This window comes from Bacillus sp. FSL H7-0578 (assembly GCF_038630855.1).
Taxonomy (GTDB): Bacteria; Bacillota; Bacilli; order Bacillales; family Bacillaceae; genus Bacillus; species Bacillus safensis.
Window position 1 is genome coordinate 984,928 of record NZ_CP152045.1, and the last position, 21,119, is coordinate 1,006,046.

Consider the following 21,119-nt stretch of genomic DNA (forward strand, 5'->3'; position numbering starts at 1 on the left):
TTCTCTCTGAGCTGACGATCAGCTTCATTGAACTTCCATACATAGCTTGCTTTATTTTAGCATACTTTTGAAGAAAAGGGAGGGGAGAAGGTTGTCTGTCTTTCTGTTCGTTTTTATGTGTATCGTCATCGTTTTTACAGGTGGTTCTATTCATTATGCAAGACAGCTTGGGTATGCAGGGTCTTATCCGCCAAAACATGTATTAAAGCAAAAAGCACTTGTGTGTGCGGCTGGTGCAGGAATTTCGCTCCTCATTTTGCTGCTGACCCTTTTTCTTTTATAAAAGCATGAAAAAAACCTCTTCATCTATCATGAAGAGGTTCCAGCGTGTAGACAAACCCTCGCATTCTTTGTCAGTCCTGCGTGCTGGTGCTCACGAATATCAAATTCGCTCCGCGCCAGTACTCGTCCTTCCTAGACTTCAAAGGTTTTCTATCACGCTGAAAAGAAGACAAAGGGCTAAAATCAAGATCATTTTAGCCCTTTGTCAACAATCTGAAACCTCTTCATCTATCATGAAGAGGTTCGGTTATTCGTTAAGCAACTTCTATCATTCTTGCACGTCTTAAAATGGACTGAGCAATTGGGAAGACAAATACCATAGCAATGGTATTAATCACGGCTGCTGGCAGGACCACGCCCACAAGAAGTGCCGGTAATGCAGCTGGCAGTCCAGTGATCAGTAAAGCGGCAGATAGGAAAATCACACCGGATACGATGGTTCCAATCGCAGTTAACACAGCGGTCAGCACCACTTTGTTCTTTATCTTTAAGCAAGATAAGAAAAGGGCTAGGAAGATAAAGGCTGTCACTGGTTTATCAATCATATTCGGAATTTGTCCGCCTGGGAATCCCGTTGTTAATGCAGAAATCACGCCAGTCACTAGCGCAATCACGACAACATGCTGAACCTTTGGGAAAAGGATGATGCTTAAAAACATCATGACCAGCATCATATCAGGTTTCATTCCGAAAAAGATGGGCGGGAAAATCGTATGCAAAACAGCGCCCATTGCTGCAAGCAATGACATAATCACTAATTCTTTTGTTTTCATTTCTATGCTCTCCTCTGCTAAGCTCTTATAGGACTCTCCAATAATATGGCTCATCATTTATTGCAAGAGTCATGACTTTATATTTTTCGTTATTATAACAAATTTATTTCCCTATAGAAAAGCCTTTTTACTCATTTTCTTGCTGGAACTTTTTCATAAAGTCCGCAAGCTTTTGGCAGTCTTCTATTGAGACCGCATTGTAAATAGATGCTCTGCATCCGCCGACAGAACGGTGGCCGGCAAGTCCAACCATTTGCTCTTGCTTTGCTTTTTCCACAAAGGAAGAAGTAAGTGCATCATCACGAAGAGTAAAGGTGACGTTCATATGAGAACGGCTGTCAGCACGCGCATGTCCTTGATAAAAACCGCCGCTTTGATCAATGGTATCATAGAGAATGCCTGCTTTTTGTTCATTGCGTTTTTCCGCTGCTTCTACACCGCCAGCATGTTTGACATGCTCAAGGACAAGTGACAGCATATAAATCGCAAAAGTCGGTGGTGTATGATAAAGAGAATTGGCTTTTGCGTGTGTTGAATATTTTAATATTTTTGGCGTGCTGCTTTTCTCTTTCTCTAATAAACGTTTGCGCGCAATCACAATCGTGATACCTGAAGGCCCTAGGTTTTTTTGTGCCCCGGCATAGATGAGATCAAATGAAGAAACGTCTATTTTTTTGCTGAGAATATCACTGGACATATCCGCAATGAGCGGGAGTGACGTGTTCGGGAACGTTTTCCACTGAGTGCCGAAGATTGTATTGTTCGATGTGATATGTAAGTAAGCGCCATCTGTTAAACCGGATGCATCTACTTCTGGAATATACGAGTAGTTGTCATCTTCACTTGAAGCAAGCACAGATGTCTGACCAAACCCTTTTGCTTCTGACAATGCTTTTTCTGACCAAGCGCCTGTTTGAATGAAATGAGCTGTTTCGCCTTCATGTAAGAAGTTCATAGGAATCATCGCAAATTGAAGACTAGCTCCGCCTTGTAAAAAGAGGACTTCATAATCTTCTGGAATGTCCATCAGTTCCACTAAAAGCGCTTTTGCTTTATTGTGGACTGCTTCATATTCACCGCTGCGATGAGAAAGCTCCATCACAGACATCCCAGTTTGTTTAAAATCAACAAGTTCTTCCTGTGCTTTTTGAAGCACTTCTAGCGGCAATGCCGCCGGACCAGCATTAAAATTCGTCGTTCGCTTCATCACAATCTCTCCCTATTTCTCGCGTTAATGGATCAAAAGATAAAACCATCCTATCACAAATTTGAAGCATTTGGACAAAAAAATTGAATCGTTCAAAATATCTTACTATTAAAAGGCGGAAGCGATGAAAAGGGGTGAAAATAAGAAAAACCTCATCTGTTAAGATGAGGTAAGCCGCGTGTGGATGGCAGAAGAAATGTCTTTTAAATCCTCTGACGTGTATTGATCTTGATGTGATTTCCATACGGCACCAAAGCCATCACCTTTTCCGTAGCGCGGAATGATGTGCATATGGTAATGGAATACCGATTGTCCGGCTTTTTCACCGTTGTTGTTCAGGAGGTTTAACCCGATTGGTTCAAATTCCTGTTTGATCGCCCTTGCAATTTTCGGAATCGCTTGGAAGTAGTGGTTAGACACTTCTGGTGTCATCTCATAGATGTTTTCTTTATGTATTTTCGGGATTACAAGGGTATGTCCTTTTGTTACTTGGCTGATATCAAGAAAAGCCAATACATGCTCGTCTTCATATACTTTTGCACATGGAATGTCTCCATCAATGATCTTGCAAAAAATGCAGTCGCTCACGCCATGTCACTCCTCATTATTTTTCCTTTATCGTATCACAAAAAGAAGCAAAAAAGAAAACAGGACAAGCGAACTCCTTTGGTCGCTCATCCTGCTCCTGCAGAAGAAATGCTGATGCTTTCATTCGAATGCCTTTTGAATTCTTTATTTACTGAAATAAAGAATTCATATGCCTGCTATTTCTGCCGTAAACACCTCATTTGACGTTTTGGTTTGTCGTATACATATTGTATAGGACACAAAAATCAAGAATCAGTGAAGCAAAACAGAAGCTAAGGTTTTTAGATGAAAAACCAACTTGTCATGCGGTTCTTTGCCTTTAACAAACACCTCATTTACTTATTGGTCATCAAGTTCATTTCTTCTACATACATTATGATGACCAAAGCGCCTATTTTTTATTCATGACTCATCTATAGGTAAACATTTCAAATTATCATTCGTTTTTGTTACTATAAAGGAAAAAAGAAAGAAAGGAACGAATTCATGTCCCTTCTCACTGTAAAAGATGTAACGGGTGGATATACGAAGAATCCCGTTCTAAAAAATATTTCATTTGAATTAGAAAGAAATCAAATCGTCGGTCTCATTGGCTTAAACGGGGCGGGGAAAAGTACAACCATCCGCCATATTATCGGGCTCATGAAACCGCATAAAGGTGTCATTGAATTGAATGGACGAACTCTTCAAGACGACCAAGAGGCGTATCGTTCACAATTTACGTTTATTCCTGAAACACCTGTTTTATATGAAGAATTAACGTTAAAAGAGCATTTAGAGCTGACAGCGATGGCGTACGGTCTATCAAAGGAACAATTAGAAGAACGCCTGCCATCATTGCTGAAAGAATTTCGAATGGAGAAACGGCTGAAATGGTTCCCTGCTCATTTTTCAAAAGGAATGAAGCAGAAGGTCATGATTATGTGTGCATTCCTTGTGGAACCAGAGCTGTATATCATCGATGAACCGTTTTTAGGGCTTGATCCTCTTGCAATCAATGCACTGCTTGAACGGATGAATGCTGCGAAGAAAAGCGGCGCTAGTGTCCTGATGTCAACGCATATTTTAGCGACAGCTGAGCGCTATTGTGATTCCTTCATTATTTTGCACGAAGGGGAAATCAGAGCGAAAGGAACGCTGGCAGAGCTGAGAGAACAGTTCAATATGAGAGATGCGACACTCGATGATCTTTATTTGGAATTAACAAAGGAAGAAAGCTATGAGTAAAACAACACAAACCATTTGGAAATCAAGACTAGAGGAACACGTACAAGAAACAAGAAAATACTTAAAATACATGTTCAACGATCATCTTGTCATTGTGCTCATTTTTTTCCTTGCAGGCGGAGCAAGCTGGTACAGCAGCTGGCTTAAACATATTCCGGCTCACTTCCCATCCTACTGGGTGATGGCAGTTGTTTTCTCATTGGTACTCACAAGCTCATATGTACGTACGTTGATTAAAGAAGCCGATCTCGTGTTTTTGCTTCCTTTGGAAGGGAAGATGGAGCCTTACCTAAAACAAGCGTTTAATTTTAGCTTCATTTCTCAGCTGTTTCCTCTCATTGCTGTATCCATTGTCGCACTTCCTCTTTATTCGGCGGTGTCTTCAGGAGGCATCACGGGGTATGTGCTGATACTGGCGCAAATGATCTTAATAAAGGGCCTGAATACAGCCATTCAATGGAGAATCACATATTTTCAAGGAAAACACGTGAGATGGCTCGATGCAGCCCTTCGTTTTCTATTAAATATGATGCTGATCTACACCGTCTTACAGGCAGCCTATGTGATTGCAATCGTTTTTTATCTTATCTACGGTGTCTATCTCGTCTACTTAACAAATGCAGTGAAAAAACAGCCCTTTCAATGGGAAATGCATATTTCTGATGAATTAAAACGGAAGCAGCGCTTTTATCGTTTAGCAAACTTATTTACAGATGTGCCTCACTTAAAGAAACAGGTGAAAAGAAGAGCATACATGGATTGGCTTATGAAGTTTGTTCCTTACGATCAGCGTAAAACTTTTTCTTATATGTATGTGAGGGCGTTTGTACGCTCAAATGACTATTTTGGTCTCGTTTTAAGATTAACGGCCGTGTTTGTCCTGATTATTTTGTATACAGGTGCAGCAGGCTGGGTGGGTGCGTTACTTGTCTTGTTCACAGTATTTATCACAGGTGTACAGCTTGTGCCGTTAACGAAGCACTTTGCTCATCTTTCATTACAGGCACTTTATCCAGTTTCTCAAAAAGAAAAGGATCGAAGCTTTTTTGTTCTCGTCCGTAATGTGCTGATCATCCAATCAATCTTGCTGAGCTGTGCGGTACTTCCAGCGGGAGGCTGGCAGGGAAGCGGACTTGCCTTTCTTATTTCTTTAGCATTTGTGTTTGTCCTCTTTAAGCCTTACGTACAAAGCAGGTTAAAAAAGATGAGATAAGTGGAGATTACAGCGAGCGTATGATGACATCAAGGAGGGAACCGGATGAATGCAGCTGAACGAGAGTTGTATGAAGAAGCCATTCTTTTTCAAACACGTTTTTTAAGAAAACCTTCAAAGATCGAACGGTTTTCAAAAGGAGTTCAGCAGCATGTGAACCGCCGAATTCCTGCAAGGTTTCATCAAGTCATCACAAGTGCAGTCAAAACAATGGTTGAATCCACCGTATCAGGATCACACTTTACTTCATTTTCAGTGATTGATGAACAATTATCTATTGTAGAACGAAATGAACTGGCAAAGGATAAAGTGAAGTATTACCAAAAGGCGGCAGCTATCGAAGGGGTTGGAACAGGTGCAGGCGGTTTATTCCTCGGAATGGCAGACTTTCCGCTGCTGTTAAGCATAAAAATGAAATGTCTTTATGAGCTGGCGTGTATTTATGGCTTTGATTTATCTCAAAAGGAGGAAAGACTCTTTTTGCTCTGTATATTTCAGCTCGCCTTTTCCAGCAGTGCCCATCGTCAAAAAATGATGAAGATCATAGATGATTGGGAAACGAGCCGCGAGGAAATGGATTGGTACAGCTTTCAGCAAGAGTATCGAGATTACATTGATCTTGTAAAGCTGTTTCAATTAATGCCGGTCGTCGGAGCCGCTGTTGGCGGGGTGGCGAATCATCAGCTGACAGGACAGCTCGGAGAGGTCGCACGCCATGTGTTTCACTTGCGAATATTGAAAGAAATGAAATAGAAAAGCCGCTGATGACAGCGGCTTTTTTTATTCATTGTAGGAAAGAACAGTGTTCGCGAGTACCTTTGCTGCGATAGGCATTGCTTTTTCGTTGATATCAAACTTTGGATGATGATGTGGATACACGTCCTGGCTGTTTTCGGGCATGGCGCCTGTGTAGAAGAAGGTACCAGGGACATGCTGAAGGTAGTAAGCAAAGTCTTCTCCGCCCATTTGGGTTTCCGCTTCTTTTACTTCTGTGACACCTTCTGTCTGGTTTGCGATGCCAGCAATATATTCAGTCGGCTTTGGATGGTTTTTGACAGCAGGGTATCCTCTGACGTACTCATATGTGTAGGCAGCATCATGCATCTGGCATACCCCTTTTACCACCTGTTCAATTTCTCGTTCGATAATATGCCGTGCACTTTCTTCAAAGGATCGTGCAGTACCAGTTAAAACAGCTGAATCTGCAATAACGTTAAAGGCATTCTCTGCTACAAAACCTCCAACAGAAACAACAGCAGAATCAATCGGATTGACTTTACGTGCAACGACTTGCTGCAGGTTTGCGACGATTTGTGAACCGATGAGTACGGCATCTTTTGTTAAATGAGGCTGAGCGCCGTGTCCGCCTTTCCCTTGGACTTGAATGGAGAAACGATCGGCCGCTGCCATAAAGTTCCCGCTTTTATAAAGAATCGTGCCACAAGGCTCTGAAGACCAAAGGTGCGTACCGAATATCACATCGACACCGTCTAAACAGCCGTTTTCAATCATTGGTTTTGCACCGCCGGGAGCATATTCCTCCGCATGCTGATGAATGAGGACGATCTTTCCTTTTAATTGATCACGATGCGTATGCAAGACTTTTGCTAATACAAGAAGTGTCGCAGTATGCCCATCGTGACCGCACGCATGCATCACACCAGGCTTTGTTGATTTGTAAGGTACATCTTTTTCATCGTGGATGGGAAGTGCATCAAAATCAGCTCTGAGGGCAATGGTTGGTCCCGGAGAAGCTCCTTCAATAAAAGCGAGTACGCCATGACCGCCCACCTTGGTGCGCGTAGGTATTTGTAATGTATCATAGTAGCTGGCGATGAAAGCGGCTGTTTCTTCTTCCTGAAAAGAAAGTTCAGGATTCATATGGAGATGGCGTCTAATTTCAACCATTTCCTCATAATGTTCATCAAGACGTTCATTGATGCTTTTTTGTAAAGTGGATATTGTCATTGAATCGAAAACCTCCTTCATGCTCTTTTACTGATTGTATGGTAATTGTTAGAATCTTTCAACAGAAGAGGATTTCGTGGTCAGTATCAAAAGGTCATTTTACATAAAAGTCGAAGTTGATATGAAGCAGGGAAAGGGAGGAGTAGCGTTGGGAAGCTGTCCAAATTGTTCAAAAACATTTTCTTTCGTCGAAAAATTTCATTTATCACATACGAAAATGATGATGTGTCCAAGCTGCCGGCATCAAATCAAAGAAACATTTGTCTCAAAAATGAGTTTTTTCATGATCTGCTTGATTCCGTTATTGGTGCTGCTGATTCAATTGAAAGGTGCTTCACCTATGTTGAAGTGGCCGGTCTTATTAGGTTGGATATTGCTGAATTTCTATGTGCTTCAGCCGATCATTCATCGGTACGAGCTGAAATCAAGCTCATAAAATGAAGAGCCCATCGACTGGGCTTTTTTTGATGAAAAAAAGAAGTGCTGAGAGCAGCACTTCCTTAATTGTCTGTGACGGCATGGTAGGATGTGAGGTAAGCTGGACGAGAGAAAATGGAGCCTGTATCCTCGTGTGGCTGAAAGAATGCTTCTGATTCTTGAAAGTCTTGAAATAAGTCCTCTGATTCCCAAAGTGTCAAAATCAAATAAACTTCTTCATCTTTTTGCGGTCTTAAAACGCGAATAGCCTGGAAGCCGCGCTGATGTTCTGAGATGTTCGTCTTTTTCTGAAAGGTGGATTCAAACAGTGCTCTGCTTTCAAGCTTAACAGGGATATGATTCAAGGTGACGAAACCAGATTGGACAAGCTCGCCTTTCGCATAAATCACATCATAGGCATGAGGGGCTTTAAATACAGTCTCACCCTCCGTTTCATGAAAAAGAGCTGCTTGTTCTTTCCCGACCATATAAAGCAGATTTTCCAGATGGTGTTTCTTTGCGATTTTATGCAAAAAATCTGCTGTTCCATATGTAATATAGAAATTCATCTAAACCGCCTCCTGCTTGATAGTATAACAAAAGAATGATATATAATTCTTTGGCAGTCAATCCATAAAACATATTATGAAGCAATACATCCCATACTATCCGTATAAAGGAATGAGGTGACCTAATTTGAAGAAAAAGAAGATAATCATTCCATTAGTCATTGCAGGAAGTACCATCGTACTCTCATTTATTGGCTATCTGACGATTTTATTTTTAGGACATTATGTCATAGATGAAAAGAAGCTTGTTTTTCACGCTTCCTCCAAAATCATTGATCAGAATGGAAAAGAACTCACAAGCATGTATTCAGAAAATCGGGATCCTGTGTCATTAAAAGAGGTGCCTGAAAAAGTAGCAAAAGCTTTTGTGGCTGTTGAGGACAAGCGTTTTTATGAGCATCACGGCATTGATGCACAGTCTATTTCAAGGGCGGTTTATCGAGATATATTAGCAGGAGGGAAGGTAGAGGGCGGCAGTACAATCACCCAGCAGCTCGCAAAAAATATTTTTCTCACAAATGACAAAACCTTTCTTCGAAAAACAAAAGAAGTCATTATTGCCATTAACTTAGAAAGAGATTATTCAAAGGATAAGCTGCTTGAGATGTATTTGAATCAGCTATACTTTGGCCATGGTGTTTATGGTATTCAGGCAGCAGCCAATTATTACTTTAGTAAGGATGTCAAAGATTTAACGGTCAGCGAAGGTGCTTCACTTGCTGCGATGCCAAAGGCACCATCTTCTTACTCGCCTGTTTTACACCCTGATAAAAATAAACAAAGGCGGGACACCATCCTGAATTTAATGAATGAACAAGGATATTTGTCTTCAACAGAAACAGTAGAAGCAAAAGGGAGAACACTAGGTATTCATTTGAAAAAGAAATCAGAAACGCCTTGGGTGGACAGCTATGTTGATCTCATCATTAAAGAAGCAGAGTCAGAGTATGCCATTTCACATGAACAATTGCTTCAAGGCGGCTATACCATTACAGTTCCGATTGATATGAATCTGCAAAAAACCGCATATGATGCGATGAAGAACAACCGTTATTTCCCGGGAAAAAGCGGTTCTCCGGAAGGCAGCGCCGTATTCATTGATAACGAGTCTGGTGGAGTGAAAGCAGCCATCGGTGGACGAGAATATCAGGCGAGAGGCTACAACAGGGTGACAGCTGTTAGGCAGCCTGGATCTGTTTTTAAGCCGATTGCGGTCTACGGTCCGGCAATGCAGGAGAAAAAATTCCGACCTTATTCATTGCTTGAAGACAAAGAAAAAAGCCATGACGGCTATTCACCAAAGAATTACGATGGGCAGTATGAAGGAAGGGTCACAATGGTGGATGCCCTCATGAAAAGTAAAAATACCGCTGCTGTGTGGACGTTAAGCAAGCTGGGCATTGACACGTCGAAATCATATCTTGAGAAAATGGGGATAGATATCTCGGATAAAGGACTAGCCATGGCGCTTGGCGGTTTAGAAAAAGGAGTTTCTCCATTACAGATCGCTGGAGCCTTCCATACATTTGCAAATGAAGGCGTATATAAAAAGCCTTTCTTCATTCAGAAAATCACCAATGATGAAGGAGAAACTGTAGAAAAGAATCGTGGTAAGCAAGAACGAGTGTTTAGCGTGCAGAATGCTTGGAATATGACAAGAATGCTTCAGCAAGTCGTCAAAGGCGGGACAGCCCAGAGCGGTTCATACGCTGGAGATTTAGCAGGTAAGACAGGTACGACCACATATTCAGGTGTGAAAGGTGCAACAAAGGATGCTTGGTTTGCCGGCTATACGCCTAGTACAACGGGTGCGATTTGGATGGGGTATGACAAAACCGATAACAGTCACTATTTAACCGGCGGCAGTCAATTCCCGGTGCAGCTGTTTAAAGATATTTTAACAGCAGCTCAAATCACCAATGAAACGTTTGAAAAACCAGAGGGGATAAAAGAGCTCGAGTCGCCTATCCATTTAGAGGGACTATCAGGATTTGAAGCCCGCTATGCGTTTAAAATCAAAGGATTGTTTACATTAGAGCTGTCTTGGGACAATCAAGAGGATAAACGCGTTGAATACCGTATCTATGAAAAGAGAAATGGAAGCGAGACGCTGATCGACACAGTGACAGGCGTGGGCAGCTATACAATGCCGTATGCCAATGTATTTTCAAATGCAGAGTATAAGGTTGTTCCATATAATACCCAAACGCAAGAAGAAGGAGAAGGCAGTCCATATGTCAAGCCAGAGGCTTTTGGACGTTAATATTCGGCGATTTTTTGAACATTGAGCCGCTTTAGTATACCGTGCCTTGAAAAAACGGTATAGTAAAAGCAGGTTTGAGCCTTGTACAAAAAGAGAGTATAAGGCGAAAGGTGGAATGAAAGGTAATGGGAAAAACGAAGGTTTTTAATGACACGTTCTTAAAGGCGTGTAAAGGGGAAAAAACAGACCATGTACCAGTTTGGTATATGAGACAGGCAGGACGCTCACAGCCTGAATATCGTGCCCTTAAAGAAAAATACGGGCTATTTGAAATTACGCATCAGCCAGAGTTATGTGCTTATGTAACAAGACTTCCTGTAGAACAATATGGTGTAGATGCCGCTATTTTATATAAAGATATTATGACCCCGCTTCCGGCTATTGGAGTGGACGTAGAAATTAAAAATGGAATTGGACCTGTGATTGATGCACCGATTCGATCTAAAGCAGATATCGAACGTCTTGGGGAACTTCATCCTGAAGAAGACCTGCCATATGTGCTTGATACCATTCAGCTTTTAACGAAGGAGCAGCTGAATGTTCCGCTTATCGGTTTTGCTGGCGCACCATTTACGATGGCAAGCTATATGATTGAAGGCGGCCCATCTAAAAATTATCATAAAACAAAGGCACTGATGTACAGTGATCCTGAGGCGTGGATGCTGCTTATGAACAAGTTAGCTGATATGACGATTACGTACATACGCGCGCAGGTAAAAGCCGGGGTCAGTGCATTTCAAATTTTCGATTCATGGGTTGGTGCTTTAAATGCAGCAGATTACCGGACATTCATTAAGCCTGTCATGCAGCGAATTTTCACAGAGCTGAAGTCTGAAAACGTCCCAATGATCATGTATGGAGTTGGTGCAAGCCATTTAGCGAAAGACTGGCATGACCTGCCGCTTGATGTGGTTGGACTGGATTGGCGTATGAGTGTAGACGAAGCAAGAAAAGAAGGGCTCACAAAAACGTTACAGGGGAACCTTGATCCAACCATTTTACTTGCTCCTTGGGAAGTCATTGAAGAGAGAGCAAAAGATATTTTAGATCAAGGAATGAAATCAGATCACTTTATCTTTAACTTAGGTCATGGGGTATTTCCAGATGTTTCACCAGATACGTTAAAGAAGCTGACAGATTTTATTCACGATTATTCAGCGAAACATAAAAAATCATCCATCTAAACTATTTCAAATGATCTGAAGGAGTGTTGGTTGTGGAGAAAAAGAAAATGGGACTTCTTGTCATGGCATATGGCACCCCATATAAAGAAGAAGATATTGAGCGTTATTATACACATATCCGCAGAGGCAGAAAGCCGGAGCCAGAGATGCTGCAAGATTTGAAGGATCGCTACAAGGCAATCGGCGGTATTTCTCCTTTATCAAAAATTACCGAACAGCAGGCAAATGGTTTGTGTGATCATTTGAACGACATCCAAGACGACATTGAATTTCATGTCTACATTGGCTTAAAGCATATTGAGCCGTTCATTGAGGATGCAGTTGCAGAGATGCACAAGGACGGCATCACAGAAGCAGTGAGTATTGTTCTTGCGCCGCATTTTTCAACCTTTAGCGTGAAATCGTATAACAAGCGTGCACAAGATGAGGCAGACAAGCTTGGCAATCTGAAGATTACGTCTGTGGAAAGCTGGTACGATGAGCCGAAGTTTGTGGACTATTGGGTGAAACAAGTGAAGGATACGTATGCATCGATGAGTGAAGAGGAAAGAGAATCAGCCGTACTCATTGTGTCTGCACACAGCCTTCCTGAAAAGATTATTGCAGCAGGAGATCCATATCCTGATCAGCTCGCACAATCTGCCAAAATGATTGCAGAAGGTGCAGGAATTGAACATTATGAAATTGGCTGGCAAAGTGAAGGCAACACGCCTGATCCATGGCTTGGACCAGACGTTCAAGACTTAACACGGGACCTATTCGAACAAAAAGGCTATAAAACGTTCGTATATGTGCCTGTTGGATTTGTCGCTGACCATCTTGAAGTGTTATACGACAACGATTATGAATGTAAAGTCGTGACAGATGAAATCGGTGCAGCCTACTATCGTCCAGAAATGCCAAATGCGAAACCAGCATTTATTGATGCCCTCGCAACTGTCGTATTAAAGAAGCTTGACGAAAGCAAGTAATTATATAAAAGAAGGCGATCCTATGCATGACAATCAAAAACACCTTGTCATCATTGGCGGTGGCATCACTGGTTTAGCCGCCGCCTTCTATTTGGAAAAGGAAGTCGAAGAAAAAGGTCTTCCCATTCAAATATCTCTTATTGAAGCGAGCCCTAGGCTAGGTGGAAAAATACAAACATTATATAAAGACGGCTACATCATTGAACGTGGACCTGATTCATTTTTAGAAAGAAAGGTCAGTGGACCGCAGCTGGCGAAGGATGTGGGTCTCGCAGATCAGCTCGTCAATAATGAAACAGGGCAGGCATATGTACTAGTCAATGAAACCCTTCACCCGATGCCAAAAGGCGCTGTCATGGGTATTCCAACTCAAATCAGCCCATTCATCACAACCGGTCTTTTTTCAGTTGCAGGAAAAGCGAGAGCCGCAATGGATTTCGTCTTGCCAAAAAGCAAGCAAACAGAAGATCAGTCGCTCGGTGAATTTTTTAGAAGACGTGTCGGTGATGAAGTAGTTGAGAATTTAATCGAACCTCTTCTATCAGGAATTTATGCAGGTGACATTGACCGTCTCAGCTTAATGTCCACCTTCCCGCAGTTTTATCAAACAGAACAAAAGCATCGCAGTTTGATTCTTGGGATGAAAAAATCACAGCAGCATGCGAAAGCGCAGCAAGTGACAGCGAAAAGACAAGGGCAGTTCCAAACGATCAATCAAGGACTGCAAGCGCTTGTTGAAGCAGTAGAAAGCAAGCTCAAGCTGACAACGATTTATAAAGGGACAAAAGTGAAGCAGATTGAAAAAACAGATGGGGGCTACGGTGTGCAGTTAGACAGCGGTCAAACGCTTTTTGCTGATTCAGCCATTGTGACAACTCCGCATCAATCGATCTATTCCATGTTTCCAAAAGAAGCAGGGCTTGAGTACTTGCATGATATGACATCTACTTCTGTTGCAACGGTGGCACTCGGTTTTAAAGAAGAGGATGTTCATAATGAATATGACGGTACTGGTTTTGTCATCTCAAGAAACAGTGATTTCTCTATTACAGCCTGTACGTGGACGAACAAAAAATGGCCGCATACAGCTCCTAAAGGAAAAACGCTATTGCGTGCCTATGTAGGGAAAGCTGGCGACGAATCAATTGTCGAGCAGTCAGACCATCAAATCGTCAGCATCGTGCTGGAGGATTTGAAAAAAATCATGGATATAAAAGCAGATCCAGAACTGACGACAGTGACTCGCTGGAAGACGAGCATGCCGCAATATCACGTCGGTCATCAAAAAGCTATTTCGAACATGCGAGAAACGTTTAAGCAATCATATCCTGGTGTTTATATCACAGGTGCTGCTTTTGAAGGTGTCGGAATCCCTGATTGTATTGATCAAGGAAAAGCTGCTATTTCAGAAGCTTTATCTTACCTATTTTCATAAAAAAACAACTCCCTTTTCTGTCATGGAAAGGGAGTTTTTCATGTTCGAATCAATCGAAAAGAGTTGGGAATCATAAATGTGAACAAAGTTGTTGCATCCGGGGAAAAGGGTGTGGTATATTACTTTCTGTACTTAATGACCAAAACGTTCAAATAGTCATTTTGGGAGTGAGATCATGAGTGTTGATAGGAGACAAATGATTTTAGACGGGGCTACGAAGGCATTTACTCAATTCGGGTATAAAGCCACCACAATGGACCTTGTGGCGAAGCTTGCCAACGTCGGAAAAGGAACCATTTATACCTTTTTCAAAAACAAAGAAGAGCTGTTCGATGAAATTTTCACATCCCTTTTAATGGAGATGAGGAAAATTGCGGATGAAGCAATGGATGAGGAAAAAAGTTTCTCTGAAAACCTTCACTTAGCACTCTTTGCAATATTGGAATTTCGAAAAAACCACCAGCTCACAATCAAAATCTTTCAGGAAAGTGCGGAGCTTGGCACGTCAGCGGTCAAGGAAATGATTGAGAAGATGGAGCAAATGATCATTCGCTATATCAAAACGAAAGTAAAAGAAGCGATTGATAAAGGCGACATTAAGCCATGTGATCCTGAATTGACTGCATTTGTGATGGTGAAACTATATATTGCACTTATTTTTGATTGGGAAAAGCGATACGAGCCTTTAACAAAAGAAGAGGTGGCCGAGTCGCTGGAACTTTATGTACTCAAAGGACTTTTAGCAGCACCATAATTTTTTTTTAGTTCAAATGACCAAATTCTAAATTTAGTCATTCATCTATGGGAGGAAAACAGCAATGAATTTAATTCGGAATCAATGGAAAGACATTGTGACGAGCAAAAAACTACTGATCCCGATTTTAGCTGTCTTATTTATTCCGCTGATTTACAGCGGTGTATTTTTAAAAGCGTACTGGGATCCATATGGTACAGTCGATCAGTTGCCTGTAGCGGTTGTCAACTTGGATGAAGGCAGTCATTATGACGGGAAGACACTGCATGTCGGCGATGATTTAGTGAAGGAATTAAAGAAAAACGATAATTTCAAATGGAACTTTGTCGATAGTGAAGAAAAGGCAGTGAAGGGATTAAATAATGAGGATTATTATCTCGTCGTGGAAATACCAAAGGATTTCTCGAAAAATGCAAGTACAGTCCTTGATAAGCATCCAAAAAAATCGAATCTGAAATATTATACGAATCCAGGCGCCAACTATGCGGCGTCACAAATTGCGAATAATGCCATTATCAAATTAAAAGATTCGGTTTCAAAGGAAGTCACAAAAAATTATGCAGAGGTCATTTTTGATAACTTCAAAACGATTGCAAAAGGCTTAGATCAAGCAAGCGATGGTGCGAAGAAAATTGATGACGGAACAAAAAATGCAAAAGATGGCAGTAACAAGTTAAAGGACAATTTAGCAAAATTGGCTGAAGGAACGTTAACCTATAGCGAAGGTGTTCATCAATTTGCTGGTAAAATGGGTGAACTGAACACAGGGATACAATCTCTTGACAGCGGACTTGGCCAGCTCTTAACAGGCTATCAAACCATCGATCAGAAATTTGGAGAGCTTGGTACAGGAATTGATACATTGACTGAAGGGTTAAACACAAGCCGTGAAGGTCATCAGCAGCTCGCTTCTAAAATGCCGCAATTCACAGCGGGTATTGAGCAGCTAAACAACAAAGCACAATCTTTTTCAGAAAAAATTGAAGCAGTAGAAAAAGTCTTGTCGTCACCAGAATTAGCGAATCTTGAAAAGATGGCGCCTAAACTCGATCAGGTAAAAAAAGACGCAAAAACGTTTAGTACAAAACTTGCTTCATTAAAAGAGGCGCTATCGAATCGAGATGCTAAAGTAAAAAGCATCATCCAAAACAGCTCAATGACAGATGAAGAGAAAAAGGCGGCAATGGATCAGCTTGACAGTCTGCCTAAAATCGAACTGCCAGATCTGTCTGGACTAGAACAAAGCTTAGCGGCCTTGCAGGAACTGCCTGATGCAAGTGAGGTTCAATCTGCGGTTGCTTCTGCAAAAGCTCAGCTGCAGCAAGTCAAACAGCTGCCAAAGAAAACGGAACAGCTGTACACATCTACAGTCGCGATACAAAGTGCGATTGATCAAATGACATCTGGAACGAATAAATTGTATCAAGGTGCACTTAAGCTCCAAACAGGTCAAGGCCAATTACAAGATGGTCTGCAAACAGCAAATGGAAAGCTGGATACAGCGAAAAGCGGTGCAGATAAGCTTGCGAATGGTTCAAGCCAGCTGAGTGCAGCGTTAAATAAGCTGGAAAGTGGTTCAACGAATATCCAAAGCAACACATCTAAGCTTGCTGAAGGCTCAAAATCACTCGATAAAGGATTGGGAGATTTAAAGAGCGGTACAGGTAAGCTGTCCGATAAATTAAAAAGTGCCGCTGATGAAACAGGAGAAATTGATGCGGGTCAAGACAATTACAATATGATTGCGAGTCCCGTGAAAACAGAAAATGATACAGCGAAAAAGATCGATAATTATGGTACAGGGCTCACACCTTATATTTTATCGATGGGACTCTTTGTAGGGGCTCTCATGCTCACCGTTGTATTCCCAATGAAAGACCCTGCTGGACGCCCTAGAAACGCGTTTGAATGGTTTTTCAGCAAATATAGCGTACTCCTCTTTGTCGGTATCCTGCAAGCAGTCATTGCAAGCTCCATGCTCATCTTTGGGCTTGGTCTTGAGGTGGAAAGCCTCTGGCGCTTCTATCTCTTTGCGATTATCGTCAGTCTGACATTCTTAGCGATCATTCAGCTGCTGGCGACAACTATGGGGAACCCAGGACGCTTCATTGCCGTTATTATCTTGGTTCTTCAGCTCGCAGCAAGTGCTGGTACATTCCCGCTTGAGCTTGTGCCGAAATTCTTCCAAGTCATTCATAGTCTGCTTCCAATGACGTATACAATCAACGGATTTAGAACGATCATTGCAAGCGGTGATGACAGCTATTTATGGCACCAAGCAGCGATCCTTGGAACAGTTGCGATCATCATGATGGCGGCAACAACAGCATACTTTGCTTGGAACGTAAGAAAAATGAAACAGGACGAAGCTTAATTCATGAATCCTTTCTCTTTATAGAGGAAGGATTTTTCATTTGAAATTAGACATCTCGAACCTGAAGCGATATATTTTAAGAAGAGATGCTGAAAAAGGCATACATGGAAGGAATTGCTTTCAGACAAAGGAGGAAATGCCGAATGACAACTGAAGTAAACGAAACCGTTCAGCTGATTCAAAAGCTCGTATCAATCCCAAGTCCATCAGGAAATACGGAAAAAGTGATCGGCTTTGTTGAACGTTTTTTACAAGATTTAAATATTGAGACAAAACGAAATCGAAAAGGCGGATTAATTGCCACAATCAAAGGGACAGATGACAAAGAACACCGCATGCTGACAGCGCATGTCGATACGCTCGGTGCGATGGTTAAGGAAATTAAATCAAATGGACGGCTTCGTCTTGCACTTATTGGAGGCTTTCAATATAACTCAATTGAAGGCGAATATTGTGAAATTGAAACAGCATCAGGCCATACATACACAGGGACCATTCTTATGCATCAAACATCCGTTCATGTTTATGCGGATGCTGGAAAAGCGAAACGAAACCAAGAAAATATGGAGATTCGTCTCGATGAAAAGGTGAAAAATGCAGACGATGTCAAAGCACTTGGCATTCAAGTAGGGGACTTTATTTCATTTGATCCGAGAGTGGAAGTGACGTCTTCAGGGTTTATTAAATCAAGACATCTTGATGATAAGGCAAGTGTTGCGCTGCTTTTGCGGCTCATCCACCGGATTCAAAAGGAAAGCATCACATTGCCGCATACGACGCATTTTTTAATTTCCAATAATGAAGAGATTGGCTACGGCGGCAACTCGAATATTCCAGAAGAAACAGTGGAATATCTAGCTGTTGATATGGGTGCGATCGGTGACGGTCAATCGACAGATGAATACAGTGTATCGATTTGTGTAAAGGATTCGAGCGGCCCTTATCACTATGGATTACGCAAGCATTTAGCTGCATTAGCAGAAGAGAACAACATTGATTACCGCCTTGATATTTACCCTTATTATGGCTCTGATGCATCAGCAGCCATTAGAGCAGGGCATGATATCATTCATGGACTGATTGGTCCTGGTATAGATTCCTCGCATGCTTTTGAAAGAACACATGAAGATTCACTTGTCCATACAGCGGATCTCCTTTACTACTATGTTCAATCACCATTAATCACAGCATAAAAAAAGAACCCCTGATAGATGGGGTTCTTTTTGGTTAGCTTGAAAGCTGTGTTGGCTCAGGTGCCTCTTGTCCAGTCATCACACGATGTCCTTTTTCAGGGTCATACTGCCCTTCCCATTTAGACATGACAACAGCTGCAAGTGCATTTCCTGTTAAGTTGACAACAGTCCGTGCCATATCCATGATACGGTCCACACCTGCAATAAATGCAAGACCTTCAGCAGGTACACCGATCGTTCCTAATGTCGCGAGTAATACAACAAATGAAGTACCAGGAACGGCAGCCATTCCTTTAGATGTTACCATCAGCACAAGAACTAGTGTAAGCTGCTGGACGATCGTGAGGTCAATGCCATATACCTGTGCAAGGAAAAGCGCAGCAATGGCTTGATACAAGACGGAGCCGTCCAGATTAAACGTATAACCGATTGGGATAACGAACGAAACAATTCCTTTTGGACATCCGATGCGCTCCATTTTATCCATGACTCTTGGTAAAACTGTTTCAGAGCTGGATGTACTAAAGGCAAGAAGCATTTCGTCTTTCATGTAAGCAAGAAATCTGAAAATATTGACGCCAATCATCTTTCCGATAATTCCGAATACAACGATAAGGAAGAGAGCGAGCGCAAAATAAACAAGACCTACAAGCTTACCTAATGAAATGAGAGATTCAAGACCAAATTTTGATACGGTCACACCAATGAGTGCAAATACACCAAATGGTGCAGCTTTCATCACAACATTGACGACATGGAACATGGCATGTGATACACCCTCGAAGAAGGCGAGCACTGGTTTACCGCGTTCGCCAATTGCTGAAACGCCAAGTGCAAATAGCACAGTGAAGAAAATAATCGCAAGCAAATCACCTTCCGCCAATGATTGGAAGAAGTTCGTTGGAACGATATGAAGGAACGTATCAGCAACTGATTTGCTGCTTTGCTCTTTTTCCGTTTCAACATACTGGCTAATATCTTGCTTTTCCGTATTTCCAAAGTCAACGCCTGCACCAGGCTGTACAAAGTTTGCAAGCACAAGACCAAGGACAATCGCAAATGTTGTGATAATTTCAAAATAAAGAATGGTTCTAAAACCTAGTTTCCCTACTTTTTTACCATCACCCGCACCTGCAACACCTAAAATTAAGCTGGATACGACAATTGGTATGACAATCATCTTTATGAGCCTTAAGAAGAAGTCTCCAATTGGTTTTAAGTATGTCTCGACACCTGGGTTACCGAAAAAGATTGCCCCAACAACAACACCGAGAATAAGACCGATTAGGATTTGAGTAGCCAATCCAAATTTTAATTTTTTCATAGATTTCCTCCCTAACATATTCATTAAAGGAATATTCCCACCATATTAAGTTTTAATATATGAATTAAAGTATAACTAAATTTAAAGAGGTTCGTCCACGATTAAATTATATTAAGAAAATACAAAATTATTAGAAAAAATAGACATTTAGAACCCCCTCCATTGTTTCGAGTCAATAAAAAGTGCCTTCAGAACTAAAAGTCATCATATGAAAATACTAAAAAACCCTTTTGTGACGAGGGTTTTACCTTTTTACCTATTTTTCAGAAAAAATAAAAAGCACCTTTGACTCCAACTGATGACGGAGGAAAAAAGTGCTTTTTTATTCAATTTATTCCCTTATTTAAGATAACTTACTTGTGAGCATTCCTCACATTCATTACCGTAACACTCGTGCTGTTCCATTAAATCATTTCCACATTTTGTGCATTTCTTTGAGGGCAAATTTCTAAAAAACTCTGTGATTTTTCCTAGCATTTGTCATCCTCCAATACGATTTGTTGCTATTATTGTATTATAACAGATTAATAATTGTCAATCTGTTTTGTAACAATAGGCAGGAAGAATGCTTTTTCCTTGAAAAATGGGTATATTGTAAGAAGGGGATTTTTAGAAAAGGAGGGAAAAATGACGTTGAACTTAACCGTGATTGGATGCTATGGAGGGTTTCCGGCAGCTGGTGAAGCGACATCAGGCTACCTTTTTGAATCAAATGGCTTTCGTCTTCTTGTAGACTGCGGAAGCGGTGTTCTTTCAAAGCTGCAGCAATACATTGATATAGAAGAACTAGATGCTGTTCTCCTTTCTCATTATCACCACGATCATATTGCTGATATCGGACCACTCCAATATGCAAAGCTAGTGGGATATCATTTAGGAAAAAGCAGCGGCCCGCTTCCGATCTATGGACATACTGGTGATCAAGAAGCATTTGGGCGGCTTTCTGATGATGTACATACAAAGGCAAAGCCTTACCAGCCAGAAGAAAGGATTGAACTCGGACCCTTTCAAATTGATTTTTTGAAAACGGTTCATCCGGCAGAATGCTATGCGATGAGAATTCAGGCAGAAGATGCTGTGGTCGTGTATACTGCAGACTCAAGCTATCAGGAGGCATTTATTCCATTTAGCAAGGGGGCAGATCTGCTCATTGCCGAAAGCAATTTTTACGTTGGACAAGATGGATCAGGTGCCGGACATATGAACAGTACGGAAGTAGGGAAAATTGCAAAGGAAGCAAATGTTGGGGAACTTATCATCACCCATCTGCCCCATTTTGGACGTCATAAAGACCTAGTCAATGAAGCACAGGCGTTATATACTGGCAGTATACAGCTTGCCCATTCAGGGCTTAGATGGAACAAGGAAGGAAGATAG

20 protein-coding genes are annotated in these 21,119 nt (G+C 41.5%); 13 read left to right on the forward strand and 7 right to left on the reverse strand.

The window, feature by feature from the left end; genetic code table 11:
- Nucleotides 1-91 precede the first annotated feature (91 nt).
- Nucleotides 92-283 (forward strand): hypothetical protein, encoded by a 192-nt coding sequence (locus MHB41_RS04955; protein WP_024425454.1) that lies wholly within the window; start codon nucleotides 92-94, stop codon nucleotides 281-283.
- A gap of 253 nt (nucleotides 284-536) precedes the next feature.
- Here the strand turns inward: MHB41_RS04955 and MHB41_RS04960 are convergent, their stop codons facing one another.
- From MHB41_RS04960 to MHB41_RS04970, 3 genes are all read right to left on the reverse strand, one after another.
- Entirely contained in the window at nucleotides 537-1,055 is a 519-nt protein-coding gene (locus MHB41_RS04960; protein ID WP_024425455.1) for a tryptophan transporter, read from the reverse strand.
- A 127-nt stretch (nucleotides 1,056-1,182) separates the two neighbouring features.
- The gene (serC, locus tag MHB41_RS04965) at nucleotides 1,183-2,262 is read right to left on the reverse strand and encodes a 3-phosphoserine/phosphohydroxythreonine transaminase (RefSeq protein ID WP_034282206.1); all 1,080 of its coding nucleotides are present in this window, start codon (nucleotides 2,260-2,262) and stop codon (nucleotides 1,183-1,185) included.
- A gap of 159 nt (nucleotides 2,263-2,421) precedes the next feature.
- Nucleotides 2,422-2,850, reverse strand: a complete 429-nt coding sequence (locus MHB41_RS04970; RefSeq protein ID WP_024425457.1) for an HIT family protein — start codon at nucleotides 2,848-2,850, stop codon at nucleotides 2,422-2,424.
- Nucleotides 2,851-3,336: 486 nt separating this feature from the next.
- On the opposite strand from MHB41_RS04970, the gene MHB41_RS04975 reads away from it, so the two are divergent.
- Genes MHB41_RS04975 through MHB41_RS04985 form a run of 3 tightly spaced genes read left to right on the forward strand, consistent with a single transcriptional unit; the run spans nucleotide 3,337 to nucleotide 6,043 of the window.
- Nucleotides 3,337-4,077: an ABC transporter ATP-binding protein gene (locus tag MHB41_RS04975; RefSeq protein WP_217008512.1), complete on the forward strand. Its 741-nt coding sequence runs from the start codon at nucleotides 3,337-3,339 to the stop codon at nucleotides 4,075-4,077.
- Nucleotides 4,070-5,290, forward strand: a complete 1,221-nt coding sequence (locus tag MHB41_RS04980; protein ID WP_340899063.1) for an ABC transporter permease — start codon at nucleotides 4,070-4,072, stop codon at nucleotides 5,288-5,290. Before MHB41_RS04975 ends, MHB41_RS04980 begins: the two co-directional genes overlap by 8 nt.
- A gap of 45 nt (nucleotides 5,291-5,335) precedes the next feature.
- Nucleotides 5,336-6,043 carry an EcsC family protein gene (locus tag MHB41_RS04985; RefSeq protein ID WP_046310440.1) on the forward strand — a complete coding sequence of 236 codons (708 nt, stop codon included), beginning with the start codon at nucleotides 5,336-5,338 and terminating at the stop codon, nucleotides 6,041-6,043.
- A gap of 27 nt (nucleotides 6,044-6,070) precedes the next feature.
- Here the strand turns inward: MHB41_RS04985 and MHB41_RS04990 are convergent, their stop codons facing one another.
- Nucleotides 6,071-7,258, reverse strand: a complete 1,188-nt coding sequence (locus MHB41_RS04990; RefSeq protein ID WP_340899061.1) for a M20 family metallopeptidase — start codon at nucleotides 7,256-7,258, stop codon at nucleotides 6,071-6,073.
- Nucleotides 7,259-7,406: 148 nt separating this feature from the next.
- Between MHB41_RS04990 and MHB41_RS04995 the strand changes: the two genes are divergently transcribed.
- Nucleotides 7,407-7,694, forward strand: coding sequence for a hypothetical protein (locus MHB41_RS04995; RefSeq protein ID WP_225315487.1), 288 nt, complete (start codon nucleotides 7,407-7,409; stop codon nucleotides 7,692-7,694).
- A 64-nt stretch (nucleotides 7,695-7,758) separates the two neighbouring features.
- On the opposite strand, the gene MHB41_RS05000 is transcribed toward MHB41_RS04995, so the two are convergent.
- The gene (locus MHB41_RS05000) at nucleotides 7,759-8,244 is read right to left on the reverse strand and encodes an antibiotic biosynthesis monooxygenase (protein ID WP_024425462.1); all 486 of its coding nucleotides are present in this window, start codon (nucleotides 8,242-8,244) and stop codon (nucleotides 7,759-7,761) included.
- Nucleotides 8,245-8,371: 127 nt separating this feature from the next.
- Here MHB41_RS05000 and MHB41_RS05005 point away from each other — a divergent pair, with 127 nt between their 5' ends.
- From MHB41_RS05005 to MHB41_RS05035, 7 genes are all read left to right on the forward strand, one after another.
- Nucleotides 8,372-10,507, forward strand: a complete 2,136-nt coding sequence (locus tag MHB41_RS05005; protein ID WP_340899059.1) for a PBP1A family penicillin-binding protein — start codon at nucleotides 8,372-8,374, stop codon at nucleotides 10,505-10,507.
- 125 nt (nucleotides 10,508-10,632) lie between these two features.
- Nucleotides 10,633-11,691 carry a uroporphyrinogen decarboxylase gene (gene hemE / locus MHB41_RS05010; RefSeq protein ID WP_024425464.1) on the forward strand — a complete coding sequence of 353 codons (1,059 nt, stop codon included), beginning with the start codon at nucleotides 10,633-10,635 and terminating at the stop codon, nucleotides 11,689-11,691.
- Nucleotides 11,692-11,723: 32 nt separating this feature from the next.
- Nucleotides 11,724-12,662, forward strand: a complete 939-nt coding sequence (gene hemH / locus MHB41_RS05015) for a ferrochelatase (protein ID WP_024426557.1) — start codon at nucleotides 11,724-11,726, stop codon at nucleotides 12,660-12,662.
- Between the two features lie 22 nt (nucleotides 12,663-12,684).
- Nucleotides 12,685-14,097, forward strand: a complete 1,413-nt coding sequence (gene hemY / locus MHB41_RS05020; protein ID WP_211042960.1) for a protoporphyrinogen oxidase — start codon at nucleotides 12,685-12,687, stop codon at nucleotides 14,095-14,097.
- A gap of 175 nt (nucleotides 14,098-14,272) precedes the next feature.
- The gene (locus MHB41_RS05025; RefSeq protein WP_041117030.1) at nucleotides 14,273-14,851 is read left to right on the forward strand and encodes a TetR/AcrR family transcriptional regulator; all 579 of its coding nucleotides are present in this window, start codon (nucleotides 14,273-14,275) and stop codon (nucleotides 14,849-14,851) included.
- A gap of 64 nt (nucleotides 14,852-14,915) precedes the next feature.
- Complete coding sequence (locus MHB41_RS05030) at nucleotides 14,916-17,225, forward strand: YhgE/Pip domain-containing protein (protein ID WP_065214193.1); 2,310 nt, start codon at nucleotides 14,916-14,918, stop codon at nucleotides 17,223-17,225.
- Between the two features lie 143 nt (nucleotides 17,226-17,368).
- Nucleotides 17,369-18,418, forward strand: coding sequence for a M42 family metallopeptidase (locus MHB41_RS05035; protein WP_280806460.1), 1,050 nt, complete (start codon nucleotides 17,369-17,371; stop codon nucleotides 18,416-18,418).
- Between the two features lie 34 nt (nucleotides 18,419-18,452).
- Here MHB41_RS05035 and MHB41_RS05040 read toward each other — a convergent pair whose 3' ends face one another.
- Both MHB41_RS05040 and yhfH read right to left on the reverse strand, forming a co-directional pair.
- A complete protein-coding gene (locus MHB41_RS05040) occupies nucleotides 18,453-19,742 on the reverse strand; it encodes a cation:dicarboxylase symporter family transporter (protein WP_034282190.1) in 1,290 nt (429 codons plus the stop codon).
- A 339-nt stretch (nucleotides 19,743-20,081) separates the two neighbouring features.
- Nucleotides 20,082-20,219 carry a protein YhfH gene (gene yhfH / locus MHB41_RS05045; protein WP_008359029.1) on the reverse strand — a complete coding sequence of 46 codons (138 nt, stop codon included), beginning with the start codon at nucleotides 20,217-20,219 and terminating at the stop codon, nucleotides 20,082-20,084.
- A gap of 156 nt (nucleotides 20,220-20,375) precedes the next feature.
- Here yhfH and MHB41_RS05050 point away from each other — a divergent pair, with 156 nt between their 5' ends.
- Nucleotides 20,376-21,119 (forward strand): MBL fold metallo-hydrolase, encoded by a 744-nt coding sequence (locus tag MHB41_RS05050; protein ID WP_034282324.1) that lies wholly within the window; start codon nucleotides 20,376-20,378, stop codon nucleotides 21,117-21,119.